Source organism: Marinifilum breve, from assembly GCF_003202155.1.
Classification (GTDB): Bacteria; Bacteroidota; Bacteroidia; order Bacteroidales; family Marinifilaceae; genus Marinifilum; species Marinifilum breve.
Genome location: NZ_QFLI01000002.1, coordinates 342,343 through 360,528, shown reverse-complemented (window position 1 = coordinate 360,528; position 18,186 = coordinate 342,343). Strand labels below are relative to the sequence as shown.

The following is an 18,186-nucleotide window of genomic DNA, read 5'->3' as shown; positions in this document are numbered from 1 at the left end:
ATCACTAATGACTAATTTCACATGAGCCAATCATTATTTTTAGATACAATCAACGGAGTTAAAAGAGAAAGACCACCTATGTGGTTTATGCGTCAAGCAGGTAGAGTTTTGCCATCGTACATGAAGCTAAGGGAAACTTATGGCTTTAAAGAAATGATGGAAACTCCAAATTTGGCTGCAGATGTTACTCTGTTACCAATTCATGATTTAGGAGTTGATGCTGCAATTCTATTTTCAGATATTCTTGTAATTCCAGAGGCTTTAGGAATGGAATTGAGTTTTGAAGGGAAAGGCCCAAGTTTCGCAACGGCTTTAAAAGATGTTGCCGATCCTTTGAATTTCTTAACTGAAAAGCCAGAGAAGCTGGATCATATTTATGCAGCTATTGACCGAATTCTTGAAATCAAACCTAAGGATATTCCATTGATTGGTTTTTGCGGTGGTCCTTTAACTACGCTTTGCTACATGTACCAGGGATTTAGTAGAAATCAAAATTTCCCTGATTTTGTTCCAGCGATTTATCGCGATAAGGAATTGATGAAGAAAGTAGTGGCCAAGATCACAGAAATGAGTATTCATTATGCATTAAAGCAGGTTGAACATGGTGTTCAGGCATTTCAATTGTTCGAAACTCACGCAGGATTGATTCCTGTTGAATTGTATAAAGAGGTATTCTTGCCATCGGTTAAAGCTATTCTTGGTGCAGTTCGCGAAAAAGGAGTAAAAACCATTTACCTGCCTAAAGGATTAGGAACAGGCATCAATATGGTAAACTACGATCTTTGTGACTGTGTTAGCGTTGATTGGCAAATGCCATTGCATGAAGTAAGAAGTATTGTAGGTGAGGAGATGATCCTACAAGGAAATTTCGATCCTAGAATTCTGGAATCAACACCAGAAGCTATCGATCGTGAATTTGAGTATTACTTGAACTACGGTAGAAAAGATCACAAATGGATTTTCAATCTAGGTCATGGTTTATTGCCATCAATTCCTGTTGAGAATGTGGAATATCTTGTGAAGAAAGTAAAAGAATCAGACTGGGGCAGATAACCAGATGAAATAATATTGAATAGAGGTGGGATTTATCCCACCTTTCTTTTTTATATCCTATTGGTTTGGTAGTGTAAAATAGAAATTAGAACCTTTACCAACTTCCGATTTTAGCCATATTTTACCACCAAGTAATTCAACAAATGCTTTTGATATGGAAAGCCCCAAACCAATACCACCATATAATTCGCTAATGGTTTCATTGGTTTGTGTAAAACGATTAAAGATTTCATTTTGCATGTCTTCAGGTATTCCAATTCCTGTATCCTTTACGTAAAATTCGCAAACATCATTTTTAAGCTCAACTCCAAACTCTATTGATCCTTTTTCTGTGAATTTGAATGCATTGTTTAGCAGGTTTGTAATGATTTGATTTAGCTTGGTTTTATCGGTATTTATTTTGTGTCCACGAAGATTCTCCGGGATACTCTTGATTAAATCGATTCCATTGTCTTGATATTTTTGTTTGTAAATATCTTCAAGATCTTGAAGGATTGAATCAAGGCAAATATCTTCATTGTTAACTTGATGTTGTTCCGTTTCTATTTCAGATATAGTTAATATATCTGATACAATGGATAGCAGTTGATCTGAGTTTTTGAGGATTATAGAAGTAAAATAATCTCTTTTCTCATGAGTTAAATCCGGCCTTGCCAATAGCTCAGAAAAGCCGACTACAGCATTTAAAGGTGTTCTAATTTCATGAGAAATATTCTGTAGGAAAGCCGATTTTAAACGATTGCCTTCCTCAGCCTTTTCTTTTGCCTTTTGTAAGGCTATATTTTGTTCTTTTAGCTGATCCTGTTGTTCTTTAATGGTCTGAATCATTTCTGAGGACTTTACCTCAAATGAAGTAATCATAGCCAGGTCCAGTTCAATTACCTCTTTAAATTGCCAAAGAATTTTCTCATGTACAGGCGAAAAGTGATTTTCCTTATTATCCAGAATACAAATTGTGCCAAAAGGTGATTTATCAGGATAGAAAATCGGGTAACCAAGGTAGGCAATCATTCCCAATTCGATATCTGGATTTTGATCCCAGTCTTTATCATTTAATGCATTTGCAACCAATAATTTTTCTTTCGATTTGATTACCGTTTCACAATACAAACCATGCCAATCTTCTGTATCACCTACATTATATGGATTGTTCTCGGAGTTACTGGTAATAAATACTTCCATTTGTTGGTTTGCTGCTCTCATGATTAATGCAGCAGGTATCGAGAGAGTTTCTGCCAGCAAATCGGCAATTCCTTGCCATTTGTCCAGCATCCATTGTGGCATTTGTTCTGGTACTTTCATCTTACTTTTATTACATGCTCAATAAATTTAAGGAAATAATTTGTTTCGATATAACTCGAATGAATTAAATGTTTAGGCGGTTCTATTTTGTAATAAGTATTGTTTTTTAGTTACATCTTTGAAAATCTCCATAAACAGTATGTGCTAATGTATGAATTGCCCCTTTCTTGTTAATTTCTCCAATAATGGCATGTAGATTCTGTTGATCGGAACCAGCATTAATACTGATGGTATCACCTATTTTTTCATACCACTTTCTGCTTATGCTTGGGGACTCGTGAACATGCCCGTGCAGACTTAAGGTAGGTTTTAGTTCCAGTATTTTATTTCGGATGGCCTTGCTGCCAATATGTTTGTTTGCAAAGCATAAATCCAAATGCTTGCACAGTGGTGGTGTATGTGTAATCAAAATTTTACATTGTGGATGAATGTATTGCAAGTCTTCCTCAATGCTCTCTTTTTTATTGAAATACTGAGCCTCTATGTAAGTTTTGTTACCATTCTTATCAGTGATATAGGAATTGGGAATGGGAGTGTGCTGATCCGTTTTCAAATCTCGTAATTCAAAATCCTTTCTGTGCAATGGACTCGGTATAACAAAGGGATATCCAGCAATGGTAATATTTTCATCAACGGTAATTCCATGGGGAGTTATTTCCCTGATATTGTACTTATCTGGTAGTTTGTTGATCCTATGAATGGCTCCCGGCCAATCGATATTGCCAGGAATAAAAAGAACCTTAAGGGACACCTCTTTTAGGAAATCTTTAAGATAGGTATCAATAAAGTGAATTTGATCCTGCAGGTCTTTGGTATGTGCAAACAAGTCTCCTCCAAGAAACAGGTAGTTCGCATCACCATTTTTTTCAATTAAACTTTTCAGCTGCTCATATAGGTTCGCATTGCCATGCAGATCCGATGTAAAAATAAACTTCATAACTCTTGTTTTACCAATCTAAAGGTATTGCATTTACTGGTTGAAGTCAATAATTCCATCAATGAGCTTCTCCAAGATACTTGTTTGAGTGAACATACTATCTGACATGTATTCCATACCACTAGGGAGTGCTTCCCAACTACTTGGCATTGTTTCCCAACCAACCGTTGGTATCATATCACCATGGAAATGACCTTGCGAATCAGTAAAAAGCATATGCAGATCAGTGGAGAGGGTGTGCGAATCACTAAAAAGACCATGCGAATCAATAAAAAAGGTATAAAGATCACTAGAGAGATAATGAAGATCATAAATAAAGACATGAAGATCGGATCTTAATACATATTTTAGTGATCTTTATATGCTCTAAAGTGATTCGCATAGTCATATTACTGATCTTTATGGTCTCATTACTGATCTGCAAGGCTATATTTGTGATCTGCACATGCTTTTTACTGATTCGCATGCTAAAGTTCATGTCCGGGAAGCAGTTCCCAATGGTTGGGAGGTTGTGACTCTTGTCTTGGAAACACTCCCATGCAGTTGGGAGAGAGTTACCTTTTTCTTGGAGAAGCTACTTTTGGGTTTGGGTAGCCTTTCTTCTGGCATGGAGATTCTTTTTGCTCACATACTCACTTTTATAGCCCTTTAAACGATCAGGATGATTGCGGAAAACATATTTACCACCTTCTTTTATCTGATCAATTAAAAGCTTTAAATAGGTATAGGCTTGATCGCGAAAACGCTTGGTTTCTTTTCCATCAATCTTAAAGTTATTCAATTGAGCTAATATGTCCGAAGACTCCTCGCTAAGCTCTTGTGCTTGTTTCAGCTGACTCATGTCAAAACCAATTGTTTCCAGCAAGCTTGAATTGGATTCTCCCAACATGGCCAATTTTCCCATATCCATAACCAAATCGACTTGCTTTTTCTTCCTGGCTATTTTATTTATTTTATCCAGTAGTTCAGGATGCTCGCGAAAAGCAAATCGATAGGATGCGATAAGATCTTGTTCGAGACTTTCCGCTGTTTTTGCAATTTTATTCCACTTCTCCTGAATGGCAGGCATCGATTTTTTGTCTTCCACCCAAGAGGTTTGAGCCTCACGCAAAGCAGATATCCTTGCCTGTAGGTCATCCAAATGAGCTTGTGCAATTCCTATTTTAGCCAACTCCTCTAAATCTTTCACCATCCAGCGTGCCAAATCTTCCGCTTCCTGCAAATACACATCTACCGGAATAGAAATGTGCAAAATCTCTTCTTTCTTGATATTGGAGATTATTTCAGAAATATTCATCTGGGTGGAAATAGCATTCATGACATCTGGCGGTTTTAAATTAATAGGCTAGTATATAATTTTCTTTCAAATTGATCTTCCCTGAAAACTGTTTGCTCTTTGAATATCCGTAAAAGGGACCTATTCTGTATTTGTGATATTCATCTTGTTGTTGATATCTCAACCAAATAAAATGATCTTTGAATTCTTTCAGAAAATCGTAATTATAAGCTCCTAACTGAACAGTGTATTTGTAAGGGTAGCTTTGTGTTTGAAGATTGTCTTTTGATCTTTTTATGGATTCATTAACAATTATAGTTGCTGGCAAATCCATTTTACCCATGATTTCACAAAACTTCGAAGCTTTTTCATTCGATTCAAATTGTGCCAAAGCATGCTTGCTTTCGTTCAGAAAGAATACCGTGAAATATATAGGTGGCTTAGCAACTTTTACATCCTTTGTTTCTAGTGGAACTATTGTGTCAGTTTGGGTGATTTGCATATTATTCAATGACAACTGCTGTGGTTTTTCATGCTGAAGTCGATTGTTATAATACCATATCGAACCGCCAATAATTATGGTAGCAAGAGCAATTCGATAAAAGGTAATGATTCTACTCTTGCTTCTAAGATGTTTTGCTAATCTTGTAAATTCCTTATCTATTGCTTCTTTTCTGAGGATTTCCTTCTCTTCTTCAGTAATGAAATCTTTATCATTTAACTTCATTTGCTTATAGCGTATTGGTTCTAAAGATGAAATTGCAAGTTAAATGTTTTTATTGATAAGTGAAATATAAAAGGGGAATATTTTTTAAGTTAATCTGAGATAATGGAGGTGTGAATTAGGTGAAACCTTATCTTAGCGTCTTTAATAATTTCCTTGCTCTGGAACAAAATCCTGCAGTTCCATGTTCCATTTGTTCTTCCAAAATAAGAGCAAGTTCGTTTTTAATATCGGGTTCAATAAAAGAGAAGTTGTATAGAATTTGCATGGCATGAACCTTAACGGCAACAGGAGTTGTGGCCGTTATCAGTAAATCGAAACAACGGTTGATAAATTCTCCTGAGATATCCTTAGGAAGCTGTTCGCAACTAATCAATTTTAGATATTGTCTCTGTTTGCTTTCATTTTTAAGTGTTGGTATCAAAGCAATCATTTTTGGAATATAGGGACGAACCAAATCCGGATCAATATCATAAACCTTATCCATTAACCAGCTGGCACGCCAGGAATGCTTCTCATTGCTGATACACCATTCCCACAGTTGCTGAACATGTTTTGGATCCTCAGCAATGCTTTGTGCCACCAATTCGGCTTCCTTTTTCATGGGAAATGGATCGAGTAATTTTTTTAGATTCATGATGTTGTTTTACTAAAAAGGCAATTTATCAAGCTGAACATTACCTCCTGAAATGATGATGCCGATCTTCTGATTTTGGAACTTTTCTTTCTCTTTTATTAGCGCAGCAAGAGCGACGGCGCTAGATGGTTCTGCAACAATCTTCATTCGCTCCCAAATCAATCGCATAGCCGAAATAATTTCTTCTTCCTCAACTCTGATAATGTCTTCAACATGTTCTTTGATAATAGGGAAGTTCTTGTCGCCAAGTGATGTTAACAAACCATCCGCAATTGTGTTCGGATTGGTTTGAGGAACAATTTCACCTTTTTGGAAGGATTGCCAGGCATCATCGGCACCCATTGGTTCGCCGGCAATTACTTTTGTATTTGGCGAAAAATGATGAGCGGCCAAAGCTGTTCCAGCCAATAAACCACCTCCGCCAACAGGAGTAAAAATGCAGTTTAAATCGGCATGTTCTTCAATTAACTCCATAGCTGCGGTTCCTTGTCCTTGAATTACGTTGTAATCGTTATATGGATGAAGAAATACAGCTCCGGTTTTGTTGACTACATCATTAAGTGTGCTTTCGCGAGCCTTTAAGTTTGGCTCACATTCAATAACTTCACCACCATAACCTTTTACTGCAGCTTTTTTAATTTCCGGTGCGCTCGATGGCATTACAATATAGGCCTTAATGCCTTGCATCTTAGCAGCAAGTGCCAAAGCTTGTGCAAAATTCCCCGATGAATGGGTTGCTACACCAAACTCTTTCTCGGTTTTCGATAGTTGTAGAATGGCATTGCTCGCACCACGCATTTTAAATGCGCCCATCTTCTGAAAATTCTCACACTTAAAGTAAATTTCTGCACCTACCATCTCGTTTATTAGTTGAGAGCTTAGGATAGGGGTTCGGTGTATGTAATCTTTTATTCTCTTGTGAGTATCCAGTAGGTTCTGTTTGGTAATAATCATTTTGCCGGGGTATTTGGTTAGTGGAGTTCTTTTTAGGGGCCAATTTAAAAACTGGAATACCCATAAAGAATATAATTTATTGAGAGCCTCACTTGAAGTGAGACCCTCAAAATATTTTATTTCATTGCTTCTAAAGATTCTTTAGCTGCCTGAATTGTTTTATCTAACATTTCGTAAGTAAGAGAATTTGATAAGAAATAACTCTCGAATGATGATGGAGGAAGATAAATGCCTCTTTTCAACATTTCGTGGAAGAACTGAGGGAATTTCTCATTGTTAGCTGTTGCTGCCGTATCGAAATCAACCACATCAACATCTGTAAAGAACACGCTAATCATCGATCCACAACGGTTAATCTTGTAATCAAATTCTGATTCTGCAAATACTTTATCCAAACCTTTGTGAAGGTATTCAGTTTTCTCTTCCAGTTCAGTGAAGTATTGAGGATTCTCGTTCAATTCTTTTAGAAGAGTGTAACCAGCAATCATGGCAATTGGATTACCTGATAGGGTTCCGGCTTGGTATACAGGTCCAAGAGGAGAAACAACTTTCATGATTTCATCAGGACCAGCATAAGCACCAACAGGCATACCACCACCAATTACTTTACCGAAAGTAACCAAATCAGCTTTAATACCTAGATATTCCTGAGCACCACCTTTTGCCAAGCGGAAACCATTCATTACTTCGTCGAAGATCAATAGAATTCCTTCCTTGTCGCATAGCTCTCTCAAATCTTCCAAAAATCCTTTTTTAGGAAGAACGCAACCCATATTACCCGCAATCGGCTCGATAATAATGGCTGCAATTTCATCTTTATTTTCAGCCACCAACTGTCTTACATTTTCGATATCGTTGTACTTTGCTGTAAGGGTATCGTTAGCGGTTCCCGGAGTAACACCAGGAGAGTTTGGTACACCAAAAGTACTGGCACCACTACCTGCTTTAATTAGGAAAGAATCGGCATGACCGTGATAACATCCTTCGAACTTGATGAATTTGTTGCGGCCAGTATAACCTCTGGCAACACGAATGGCACTCATACATGCCTCAGTTCCCGAGTTTACCATTCTTACCTTATCGATATTTGGAACCATTTCAACAATCAGTTTGGCGATATCAATTTCCAATTCAGTTGGAGCACCAAATGAGGTTGAATCTTCAACTTTTGCTTTAATTGCATCAATCACCTTTGGGTAAGCATGACCTAGAATCATTGGTCCCCATGATGAAATATAATCGATATACTCATTGCCGTCAGCATCTGTTAAAATGCTACCTTTTGCTTTTTCGATAAAAACAGGAGTTCCTCCAACCGATTTAAACGCTCTTACCGGAGAATTTACACCTCCTGGAATGTATTTGTTCGCTTCATCGAATAATTCGGAACTTCTTTTGTATTGATACATAGTGTATGGTTTTAAGAATTTAAATATTCATTACAAATTTCAAGCATAGAATAGATGTTGGTTTTTTCCGACATGGCCACGTTTTCGGTGTAATCTAACAGTTTAACAGCAGTGGTGTTTCCAATGGCAATACACGGTATGTCTTCTCTGATTTGATATTTTGAGAAGAAACTAAGCACTGCACTCGGGCTACAGAAGCAAACAGCATCAAACTGATCAATATTCAAGTCAGGCTGAATTAAATGTGTAATATAACATTCAATTTCCTGATACTTGATTTCATTTTCATTAAAAAAGTTGGTGATGGTTTTCCTGCGCATATTTCCGGAGAAATAGTAGTATGGAATTCCTGAAGGTTCCTGCTCTAGTCTGTCGACCAATGATAGCGCATTGTGATGTTTAGGAACAACTACTTCAAAATTGAGCTTTCGCAGTTCTTCAGCAGTTTTTTCACCAACAGCGAAACATTTTCGGTTCGAGTAATTCGAAATATCAGGGAATGATTTTAGCAAACTCTTAACGGAATTCTTACTGGTAAATATCCAGGAAGCATTCTCATTTGTTTTAAGATTCTCGATCGTTTCCTTAGGTAAATCACTTAACTCGATGTCAATGAAAGGATAATCGACCAGTGATAATCCGATTTTTTTTCCGAACTCATAATGATTATCGGTAAGTTTTCGGGTAAAGAGGATGTGCTTTAATTTACCTGTGTCCATTCGCTGTTTATTCATATGCTGAGCTAACAAATTTAAGAAATCCGAGCAGTTTTTTATACTCAATTGGCAAGAAATTAGCAATGAATTGATAATGAGTTGAGACCTGCCATATCATTATTTTTTCGTAAATTCTTTATGCATTTAAATACGTTAAAAAGTATTAATCTTCTTGTCTGTTTTTAATAGCTTTTATACTTTTATTGAGCTTAAAAAAAGCAATGGAAATAAATATTTCATAAAATTATAGAAGCAGGACTTAAAAACATTTTTCGTTACGTGCCGATATGTGAAAATCTCTTGATTAAGTGAGACAATTATGACAGAATTAAATAGGGAAGAAGAAGAAAGAAGGCAAATATTATTAAGATACAAACGCTTACTTAAGACCTGTAAAAACATAGTTACCAGGGCGGATATCAAACTGGTAAGAAAAGCATTTGATTTAAGTTTACAAGATCACGAAGGTGAGAGAAGAAGTAATGGCGATCCTGCCATATACCGATCATTGTCTGTGGCTCAAATTGTAGTGGAGGAACTTGGACTTGGTCGTACTTCTGTTATCTGTGCTTTGCTGTATGATTTGGTTCAAAAAGAGCAGGTTGATATCGACGAAATAAAAGAGCTTTTTGGAGAAAAGGTTACTCATATTATCACCGGACTGGTTAAGGTGACAAATGTCTACAATCAAAACTTGACCCAGCATACCGAGAATTTTAGAAAACTGTTACTTAGTTTCGCCGACGATGTTCGAGTGGTTCTAATCATTTTAGCGGATCGTTTGTTCCATTTGCGAAACATGGAACACAAATCGAATGAAGAGCAAATATCTCTGGCAAAAGAAATAGAGTTCTTATACATTCCTTTGGCTCACCGTTTAGGTATGTACAATGTGAAGTCGGATATGGAAGATTTGGCTTTGCGTTACCTTCAGCCTGATATTTATTTCGAAATTGTTCAGAAACTAAAGGATTCGGAAGAAGAACGAGAAAAGTTCATTCAGGATTTTGTGAATCCGATAAAAAATGAGCTTGATCAGTTAGGTGTAAAGTATAAAATGAAGGCCAGAACCAAGACCATCGCTTCCATCTTAAATAAGATGAAGAAGAAGCAGGTTGAGTTCGAAGAAGTGTATGATATTTTTGCCATTCGTATCATTCTAAAAGCTTCTCCTAAGAAAGAAAAATCGGAGTGCTGGAAAGTGTATTCTGCGGTAAGTGATTTGTACAGACCAAACCCTGAGCGTTTGCGTGATTGGATTACCATTCCAAAATCGAATGGCTATGAATCTTTGCATACCACTGTTTTAGGACAAAATAATCGTTGGGTGGAAGTACAAATCCGAAGCAAACGCATGAATAAAATTGCTGAGCAAGGTTTTGCTGCTCACTGGAAATACAAAGGTGGTAAAGGTGAAGGCGGATTGGACAATTGGTTACAGGATATTCGTGAGGTATTGGAGAGTCAGGAAAGTGATTCAATTGACTTGATTGACAAGTTTAAAGCTGATTTATACAACAAAGAGATATATGTATTTACGCCGAAAGGAGATCTAAAACAATTGCCTTTAGGTGCAACTTTATTGGATTTTGCTTATTCAATTCATTCTGATTTGGGAGGTAAATGTATTGGGGGAACAGTAAACCAAAAAAATGTTTCCATTCGTCATAAGCTGAAAAATGGTGATCAGGTTGCCATTACAACTTCTAATACACAGAAGCCAAAGTCCGATTGGTTAAATTTTGTTATTACCACAAAGGCTAAGAACAAGATTCGCCAGTCGATGAAAGAGGAAATGCTCAAGGAGGCCGATATGGGTAAGGAAACCTTGAAGCGTAGGATGAAAAACTGGAAAATTGACTTCTGTGATGAGAACATCCGTAAGTTAATGACCGAATACAAGTACAAACTTGCCGTTGATTTGTATTATGGTATTGCTACAGAACTTCATGATTTATCGGAAATTAAAGATATCTTAACCAGAGAAGAGGTAGTTGAGGAGAAGACACCGGAAGATATGCCTGACTATAAGTCAAGAACGACTCAAACAGCTGGTGAAGATGTATTGATTGTAGATCAGAATATTGCGAATGTGGATTATACCCTTTCAAAGTGTTGTAATCCAATTTTTGGAGATGATATTTTTGGTTTTATTACCATTGGTAAAGGAATCCGTATTCACAGGGTAGGTTGTTCCAATGCCAAAGAGATGATGAGTAGATATCCTTATCGTGTGGTTAAAGCCAATTGGACCGAAAAAGGAGCTGCTTCATACCAGGCCGTGCTTCATATTACAGGAGATGATGAATTGGGTATGGTTACCAATATATCTGAGGTAATTACAAAGGATTTGCGAGTACAAATGCGATCAATTTCTGTGGAAACCAATGCAGGTAGTTTTGAAGGAAACCTTACTGTAGTTGTTTCGAATATTGAGCACTTGAATACGCTGATGGTAAAACTTCGTAGAATTAAAGGTGTTCATCGCGTTTCACGTTACGATACGGTAGCGTAAGTAGAGAATTACATTATAATTAAAGAAAAAAATCTATAAAGACTTCTAATTTTAGAAGTCTTTTTTATTGCAGGGAGAGTCTAATTTATTGTGTTATCGATGATAACAAAAATGCCTCAAAAAAGCTTTAAAAAATCTTCATCAATAAGTGATGTTTTATTGCTATTGATTCTGTATATTTGAAATTCGAAAAAAGAAAATCGACCGTTTTTGGTCTTATTATATATATGGAGAATTTTATTGTTTCAGCTCGAAAATACCGTCCTTCAACGTTCTCAACAGTTGTAGGTCAGGAGTCTATTACCATTACCTTAAAGAATGCGATTAAAAACAGTCATTTGGCACATGCCTACCTGTTTTGTGGTCCTCGAGGTGTTGGTAAAACTTCATGCGCGCGTATTTTTGCTAAAACCATAAACTGCTCAAATATTTCTTCTGATTTTGAAGCTTGTAACGAGTGTGAATCATGTAAGGCGTTTAATGAAAGTCGTTCTTATAACATTCATGAATTGGATGCTGCTTCGAACAATTCGGTTGATGATATTCGTACCTTAATTGACCAGGTAAGAATACCACCACAAATCGGAAGTTATAGCATATATATTATTGATGAGGTTCACATGTTATCTGCATCGGCATTTAATGCCTTTCTGAAAACATTGGAAGAACCTCCGGCTCATGCAATCTTTGTATTGGCAACTACCGAAAAGCATAAGATTTTACCAACAATCTTGTCTCGTTGCCAGATTTTCGATTTTAATCGTATTAAAGTGGAAGATGCAGTGAAGCATCTTAAGAATATTGCTGAAAAAGAATCGGTAAATATTGATGAAGAAGCTTTAAATGTAATTGGTCAGAAAGCTGATGGTGCCATGCGTGATGCTCTTTCTATTTTTGATCAGATTGTAAGTTTTTCTGGTAAGGAAATCACCTTCGAAAATGTAATTCAGAATTTAAATGTACTGGATTACGATTATTACTTCCGTATTGTTGATGCTGCATTGGAAGGAAAGGTTACTGATGTATTGGTAATGCTTAATGAGATTTTTGAGAAAGGTTTCGATGGTCATCACTTTATTGGAGGCTTAAGTGCTCACATTCGTGATGTATTAGTAGGAAAAGATACGGCTACCATACAATTATTAGAGGTGAGTGAGAGTGTGAAACAGAAATATGTCGATCAGGCCAAGAAATGCCCGGTGGATTTCTTGTATGAGGCTCTCGCGATACTTAACCAATGCGATGTCGGTTACAAATCCAGTCAGAATCCACGTTTATTAATCGAGCTAAGTTTAATTCAATTGTCCCAGATAATTGAATCAAAAAAAAAAGGAGCTAGTTTAAAAAAGAATTCCAAGAAATTATTGAGGATTGCGATTGATGGGAGAACTCTTGCTCCTGCTCAAAATGTACAGAAAAGTGTAGGCAAGGTATCAACCACTATACAGAACAATGGCAATCCTGCCAAAGCAGAATATAAGACAAGTATTGATACAGGAGTAGCCAGAAATACATATACTTCTACGGTATCGATTAAACAGGCGTTAAGAACGGGTATCCAAAGACCGCAAACTGCAGGTAAACCCAAGGAAAATAAAACAGATGTATCTGATACAACTGTAACATCTGTGAACACAGAGTATAGCAAGACTGGAGTATTTTTACAACTAAAGGAGTTTGCTCGTATCAAGAACAAGAGTGAACGTGTTAGGTTGGCATTAACGGTTAACCAACCAGAGCTTACCGATAATAAGATTGTTTTAAAGGTGAGTAACCCACTTCAGGAAGACGATATCAATAGTGTATTGATGGAATTGCAAAATTATTTCAGACGAATATATAATAACAATTCAATATCCGTGGAGACAGTAAAGTCTGCAACAACAAAAACCAAAAGGGTGTTTACAGATACCGATAGATTCAATTATTTGTGCAAGAAAAATCCCGCTTTGGCAGTGTTGAAACAGAAATTCTCCCTCGATTTTGAGTAGAAAAGCATAAATAGGTTATAAAGCATATGACATTTAGTCTAAATAAGGCCCTTGAATTCATTCATGGGCCTTATTTATAGTTACTTATAATTAAAGAAAAAAATCGTTAAAAAATAAGCGCTTTTAAATTGGGAATTAAAAAAAATATCTATGTTTACCAAGAGTTTGAATTGTGCTTAATTCTTACGAAAAAGAGTTAAACAGACTATTTTAATTAAAACACACAAAACAACAACCAACATGGCACAGACAGCAAAGATAATCTATACCAAGATTGATGAAGCTCCAGCCTTGGCAACATATTCATTGTTGCCTATTATCAAAGCCTTTACTAAAACTTCAGGCATTGAAATTGAAACTAAAGACATTTCTTTAGCAGGTAGAATTATTGCTAATTTTCCTGAGAATTTGACCGAAGATCAGAGAATTCCTGATTATTTGGCTGAGTTAGGAAAACTATCATTAACTCCAGAGGCTAACATTATTAAGTTGCCTAACATTAGTGCTTCAATTCCACAGTTGCAAGCTGCAATTGCAGAGTTACAGGAAAAAGGATATAACATTCCTAATTATCCTGAGGAAGCAAACACTGCTGAAGAGAAAGAACTTCAAGCACGATTCGCAAAAGTATTGGGTAGTGCAGTAAACCCTGTGTTACGTGAAGGTAACTCAGATCGTCGTTCTGCTGCTTCTGTTAAGAAGTTCGCTCAAAAGAATCCACACAGAATGGGAGCATGGTCGGCAGATTCTAAATCTCACGTTGCTCACATGACTGAAAAGGATTTCTATGGTTCTGAAAAATCAGTAACTATAGAGAAAGACACCAATGTTCGTATCGAGTTTGTTGACAATGCAGGTACTGTAACAGTATTAAAAGAAAAGCAAGAATTGCTAGCTGGTGAGGTTATTGATACTGCTGCAATGAATGTTAAAGCATTACGTGCATTCTACAAAAAGGAAATTGAGGCTGCTAAAGAAGAAGGACTACTTTGGTCTTTACACCTTAAAGCAACTATGATGAAGATTTCTGATCCTGAAATGTTTAAGCATGCAGTAGAGGTATTCTACGAAGAAGCTATTGCCAAGCACGCTGATACAATCAAGGAATTAGGAGTAAACTTCAACAATGGTTTGGGTGATCTTTATGCTAAGATTGAAAAATTACCAGCAGACAAGAAAGCAGAGATCGAAGCTGATATCATGGAAGTGTACAAAACTCGTCCGGATATGGCTATGGTTGATTCAGATAATGGAATTACCAACCTACACGTACCAAACAACGTAATTATCGATGCATCGATGCCAGTTGTTGTTCGTGATGGTGGTAAAATGTGGAATCCAGAAGGACAGCTTCAGGATTGTGTTGCATTGATTCCAGACAGGTCTTATGCTAGAATGTTCCAGGTTTGTTTCGATGATTGTAGAAAGAACGGAGCTTACGATGTAACTACTATGGGATCTGTATCAAACGTTGGTTTGATGGCTAAAAAAGCTGAAGAGTACGGATCACACGATAAGACTTTTTACGCACAAGGAGAAGGTACTATCCGTGTTGTAGATTTCGACGGAACTGTTTATATGGAACAAGCTGTTGAAACTGGCGATATCTTCAGAATGTGTCAGGTGAAAGATGCTCCAATTCAGGATTGGGTTAAATTGGCTGTAAACAGAGCTAAAGCAACTGGTGCTCCTGCAATTTTCTGGTTAGATGAAAACCGTGCTCACGATGCTCAGTTAATTGCTAAAGTAAACGAGTACTTAAAAGATCACGATACTACAGGATTAGATATTCGTATTCTTGCTCCAGTTGATGCAATCACTGTATCATTGGAAAGAATCCGTAAAGGTGAAGATACGATCTCAGTAACTGGTAACGTTTTGCGTGACTACTTAACTGACTTGTTCCCAATTCTTGAGCTTGGTACTTCTTCTAAGATGTTATCTATTGTTCCATTGATGAATGGTGGTGGTTTGTTCGAAACTGGTGCAGGAGGATCGGCTCCTAAGCACGTACAACAGTTCGAAAAAGAAGGTCACTTGCGTTGGGATTCACTTGGGGAATTCTTGGCATTAGGTGTATCTTTCGAGCACATTGCTAACAACTTCAACAACGAGCAAGCTCAGCTGTTTGCTGATACTTTAGATGCTGGTGTTACTAAGTTCTTAGATGAAAGAAAGTCTCCATCTCGTAAAGTAAATGAATTGGATACTCGTGGTTCTCACTTCTACTTGGCAATGTATTGGGCTGAAGCATTAGCTGCTCAAGATAAAGATGCTGAGTTGAAAGTGAAATTCGCTAAAGTTGCTGCTGATATGCAAGCTAACGAAGAGAAAATCGTTAAGGAATTGAACGACGCTCAAGGTTCAGCAATGAACATTGGTGGGTATTTCATGCCAAACGATGAAAAGGCTTTCGAAGCTATGCGTCCATCAACTTCATTGAATTCAATTGTAGACGCTATCTAATTACATTAGATAAATCATATAGAAAGGCCTTCCAAACGGAAGGCCTTTTTTTTTGCTAAAAATCATAACATATAGGGATTTTATCTGCGATTTGCATGAAGTATTTTTGTATTGCAATGAAGTATGATTTACTTAATAAATATTGATTTATACAATGTCATACTATTTGCGCAAAATCAAATAAACAAACAGAATGTAAATGGTATCTTTTACAAAGAATAGTAAAATGGCAGAGATAATTTTGAAAAATTATCAGTTGCTGCCCATTATCTCGCGATTTGGTATTAAGTTGGGATTTGGGAATAAAACGGTTGAAGAGGTATGTGCAAACAAAAATGTAAATGCTGCCTTCTTTTTGGAAATACTGAACTCTTATCACAATTCAAATTACTTTCCCGATAATCACTTAGGCGATTTTAATGTTGATGTAATGGTAGATTATCTTACCAATACGCATACTTACTATTTGAAGTCAAAAGTGCCGCATATCGAACTTTTTATTGATAAAATGGAAAGGGAAGCTCAAGAGGAAAATAGCAGAAACATAAATTTGTTAAAGCACTTTTTTAGTGAGTACAAATTTGATATTGAGAACCACTTTAAAGAGGAAGAAAAACACATTTTTCCATATGTAATTGATTTAGAAAAGGCTTTAAGTTCGAATAATTGTACCAAAGAGCTTATCGAAAAAATAAAGCACGAGCCCATTGAAGTTTACGAACGAAATCACGATAGTCTTGAAATAAAGTTGGCTGACCTGAAAAACCTAATCATTCGTTTTCTGCCACCATTAAACTGTGAAGATGATTGTGAACATCTTTTGACTGAGTTGTTTCAATTAGAGTATGATATTGAAGAGCATACAAGAATGGAAGAAAAAGTGTTGATTCCGAAAGTTAAGATGTTAGAACAAAAAGTATTGGAGTATTATGGAGTTTGAAGAGAGAAAATTGCATACGGTTATCGCTTCGGAACAATATCTGGTACGACTGGGAGTTAAGACACTTTTAAATGTAATTGGAATAGAGTCCGAGTTACATGAGGTAGATACTTTTGATGAATTGGAATATTTTATGCAAAATGATGAGAATATGGATTATTTAATCCTAAGCGAGGATATTCTGCAAAAGCAAAGAAAAATAGACTGTTTGGAGTATGTGAAAAATTCATTTGGATTGAGTAGTACCATTTTAATAGGCAAACAGCAATTTCCAACTTGTGTGTGCGATCATTTTATTTCTTATTCATGCAGTAGAAAAGAGGTAGTAGATAAGTTGCAGCAGTTCTTTTACGCACCTAAAGCAAATGAACAGCAAGAGGAGGATTCACTAACCTTAAGTGATAGAGAGAGAGATGTTTTAAAGGCTGTGGCACTGGGTTTTTCGAATAAAGAGATTGCCGACCAACTCTTTATTTCTATTAATACAGTAATAACGCATCGTAAAAATATCACCAGTAAATTAGGCATTAAAACCATCTCAGGATTAACCGTGTATGCATTGATGCATCATATCATAAAAGCAGAAGAGGCTATGTAATAGCATTTAAATATTTGCGCAATTGATATTTTTAATTTTATCAATAGTGAATAGGTTTGGAATTTTATTTAAAACGGTAAGTCCTTAAGTGGCTTACCGTTTTTGTATTGTTATACCTTTTAATTTCTGTTCCAGTAGTCACCGGAAGTACTTTCACTGATACTGAGGAATCTTAAATTGAAATTCCGATAAAGAAAACAAAAATATAATTAATACGTGTGGTGTAGTTCTGATTCAATATGATTTTTTGAACTATCAGAACTGTTAATTTGCTGTATCATATTTAAGCAATATTAATCAATTGAAATATTGATTATAAACTATAATTTTGCGTAGGAACTAAAAGCTCAATCCAATACCTATTCATGTAATTATTTATTCTATCTAACACAGTTTCGTAAGTAATTTACATTTCTTTCTCACATCCTTACTTCGAAATTCTACAAAGTTTCCAGATCACTTCTTATTAGAGAAGTCACACTGATCACATAAGCTAATTGCCTTATTTATAGGTATATTTTTTAGGCTAATAAATACTGTTCATGACATGTGAAATATAGAGTACCAACTTCTAATTAGTCATTTGTAGGTATCACTATGTCAGTAAATTACCAATTTCTTATGATTGTCGCCAAAGTAGATTAACTCTAATTTTGGAGCGCAGAACC

General features: G+C 36.2%; 15 protein-coding genes. 6 read left to right on the top strand and 9 right to left on the bottom strand.

The window, feature by feature from the left end:
• Positions 1-21 precede the first annotated feature (21 nt).
• A complete protein-coding gene (gene hemE / locus DF185_RS05565; RefSeq protein ID WP_110359747.1) occupies positions 22-1,053 on the top strand; it encodes a uroporphyrinogen decarboxylase in 1,032 nt (343 codons plus the stop codon).
• A 57-nt stretch (positions 1,054-1,110) separates the two neighbouring features.
• On the opposite strand, the gene DF185_RS05560 is transcribed toward hemE, so the two are convergent.
• From DF185_RS05560 to DF185_RS05520, 9 genes are all read right to left on the bottom strand, one after another.
• Positions 1,111-2,355 (bottom strand): GAF domain-containing sensor histidine kinase, encoded by a 1,245-nt coding sequence (locus DF185_RS05560; protein ID WP_110359746.1) that lies wholly within the window; start codon positions 2,353-2,355, stop codon positions 1,111-1,113.
• A gap of 106 nt (positions 2,356-2,461) precedes the next feature.
• Positions 2,462-3,292 carry a metallophosphoesterase family protein gene (locus DF185_RS05555; RefSeq protein WP_110359745.1) on the bottom strand — a complete coding sequence of 277 codons (831 nt, stop codon included), beginning with the start codon at positions 3,290-3,292 and terminating at the stop codon, positions 2,462-2,464.
• Between the two features lie 33 nt (positions 3,293-3,325).
• Complete coding sequence (locus DF185_RS05550; RefSeq protein WP_110359744.1) at positions 3,326-3,508, bottom strand: hypothetical protein; 183 nt, start codon at positions 3,506-3,508, stop codon at positions 3,326-3,328.
• 358 nt (positions 3,509-3,866) lie between these two features.
• On the bottom strand, positions 3,867-4,610 hold the full coding sequence (locus tag DF185_RS05545) for a hypothetical protein (protein WP_110359743.1): 744 nt from the start codon (positions 4,608-4,610) through the stop codon (positions 3,867-3,869).
• Positions 4,611-4,629: 19 nt separating this feature from the next.
• Positions 4,630-5,295 (bottom strand): hypothetical protein, encoded by a 666-nt coding sequence (locus DF185_RS05540; protein WP_110359742.1) that lies wholly within the window; start codon positions 5,293-5,295, stop codon positions 4,630-4,632.
• 127 nt (positions 5,296-5,422) lie between these two features.
• Complete coding sequence (locus DF185_RS05535) at positions 5,423-5,929, bottom strand: HEAT-like fold family protein (RefSeq protein WP_110359741.1); 507 nt, start codon at positions 5,927-5,929, stop codon at positions 5,423-5,425.
• Between the two features lie 12 nt (positions 5,930-5,941).
• On the bottom strand, positions 5,942-6,883 hold the full coding sequence (locus tag DF185_RS05530) for a pyridoxal-phosphate dependent enzyme (protein ID WP_110359740.1): 942 nt from the start codon (positions 6,881-6,883) through the stop codon (positions 5,942-5,944).
• Between the two features lie 116 nt (positions 6,884-6,999).
• Positions 7,000-8,292 carry a glutamate-1-semialdehyde 2,1-aminomutase gene (gene hemL, locus DF185_RS05525; protein WP_110359739.1) on the bottom strand — a complete coding sequence of 431 codons (1,293 nt, stop codon included), beginning with the start codon at positions 8,290-8,292 and terminating at the stop codon, positions 7,000-7,002.
• Positions 8,293-8,303: 11 nt separating this feature from the next.
• A complete protein-coding gene (locus DF185_RS05520; RefSeq protein ID WP_110359738.1) occupies positions 8,304-9,026 on the bottom strand; it encodes a uroporphyrinogen-III synthase in 723 nt (240 codons plus the stop codon).
• 301 nt (positions 9,027-9,327) lie between these two features.
• Between DF185_RS05520 and DF185_RS05515 the strand changes: the two genes are divergently transcribed.
• The 5 genes from DF185_RS05515 to DF185_RS05495 all read left to right on the top strand — a co-directional run bounded on the left by DF185_RS05515 (position 9,328) and on the right by DF185_RS05495 (position 17,518).
• Complete coding sequence (locus tag DF185_RS05515) at positions 9,328-11,523, top strand: RelA/SpoT family protein (protein WP_110359737.1); 2,196 nt, start codon at positions 9,328-9,330, stop codon at positions 11,521-11,523.
• A gap of 227 nt (positions 11,524-11,750) precedes the next feature.
• Complete coding sequence (locus DF185_RS05510; protein ID WP_110359736.1) at positions 11,751-13,514, top strand: DNA polymerase III subunit gamma/tau; 1,764 nt, start codon at positions 11,751-11,753, stop codon at positions 13,512-13,514.
• Between the two features lie 240 nt (positions 13,515-13,754).
• Positions 13,755-15,980: an NADP-dependent isocitrate dehydrogenase gene (locus DF185_RS05505; RefSeq protein ID WP_110359735.1), complete on the top strand. Its 2,226-nt coding sequence runs from the start codon at positions 13,755-13,757 to the stop codon at positions 15,978-15,980.
• A gap of 226 nt (positions 15,981-16,206) precedes the next feature.
• Positions 16,207-16,920: a hemerythrin domain-containing protein gene (locus DF185_RS05500; protein WP_165835951.1), complete on the top strand. Its 714-nt coding sequence runs from the start codon at positions 16,207-16,209 to the stop codon at positions 16,918-16,920.
• Entirely contained in the window at positions 16,910-17,518 is a 609-nt protein-coding gene (locus tag DF185_RS05495) for a response regulator transcription factor (RefSeq protein WP_110359733.1), read from the top strand. The genes DF185_RS05500 and DF185_RS05495 overlap by 11 nt, the downstream gene beginning before the upstream one ends.
• The last annotated feature ends 668 nt before the right edge of the window (positions 17,519-18,186 follow it).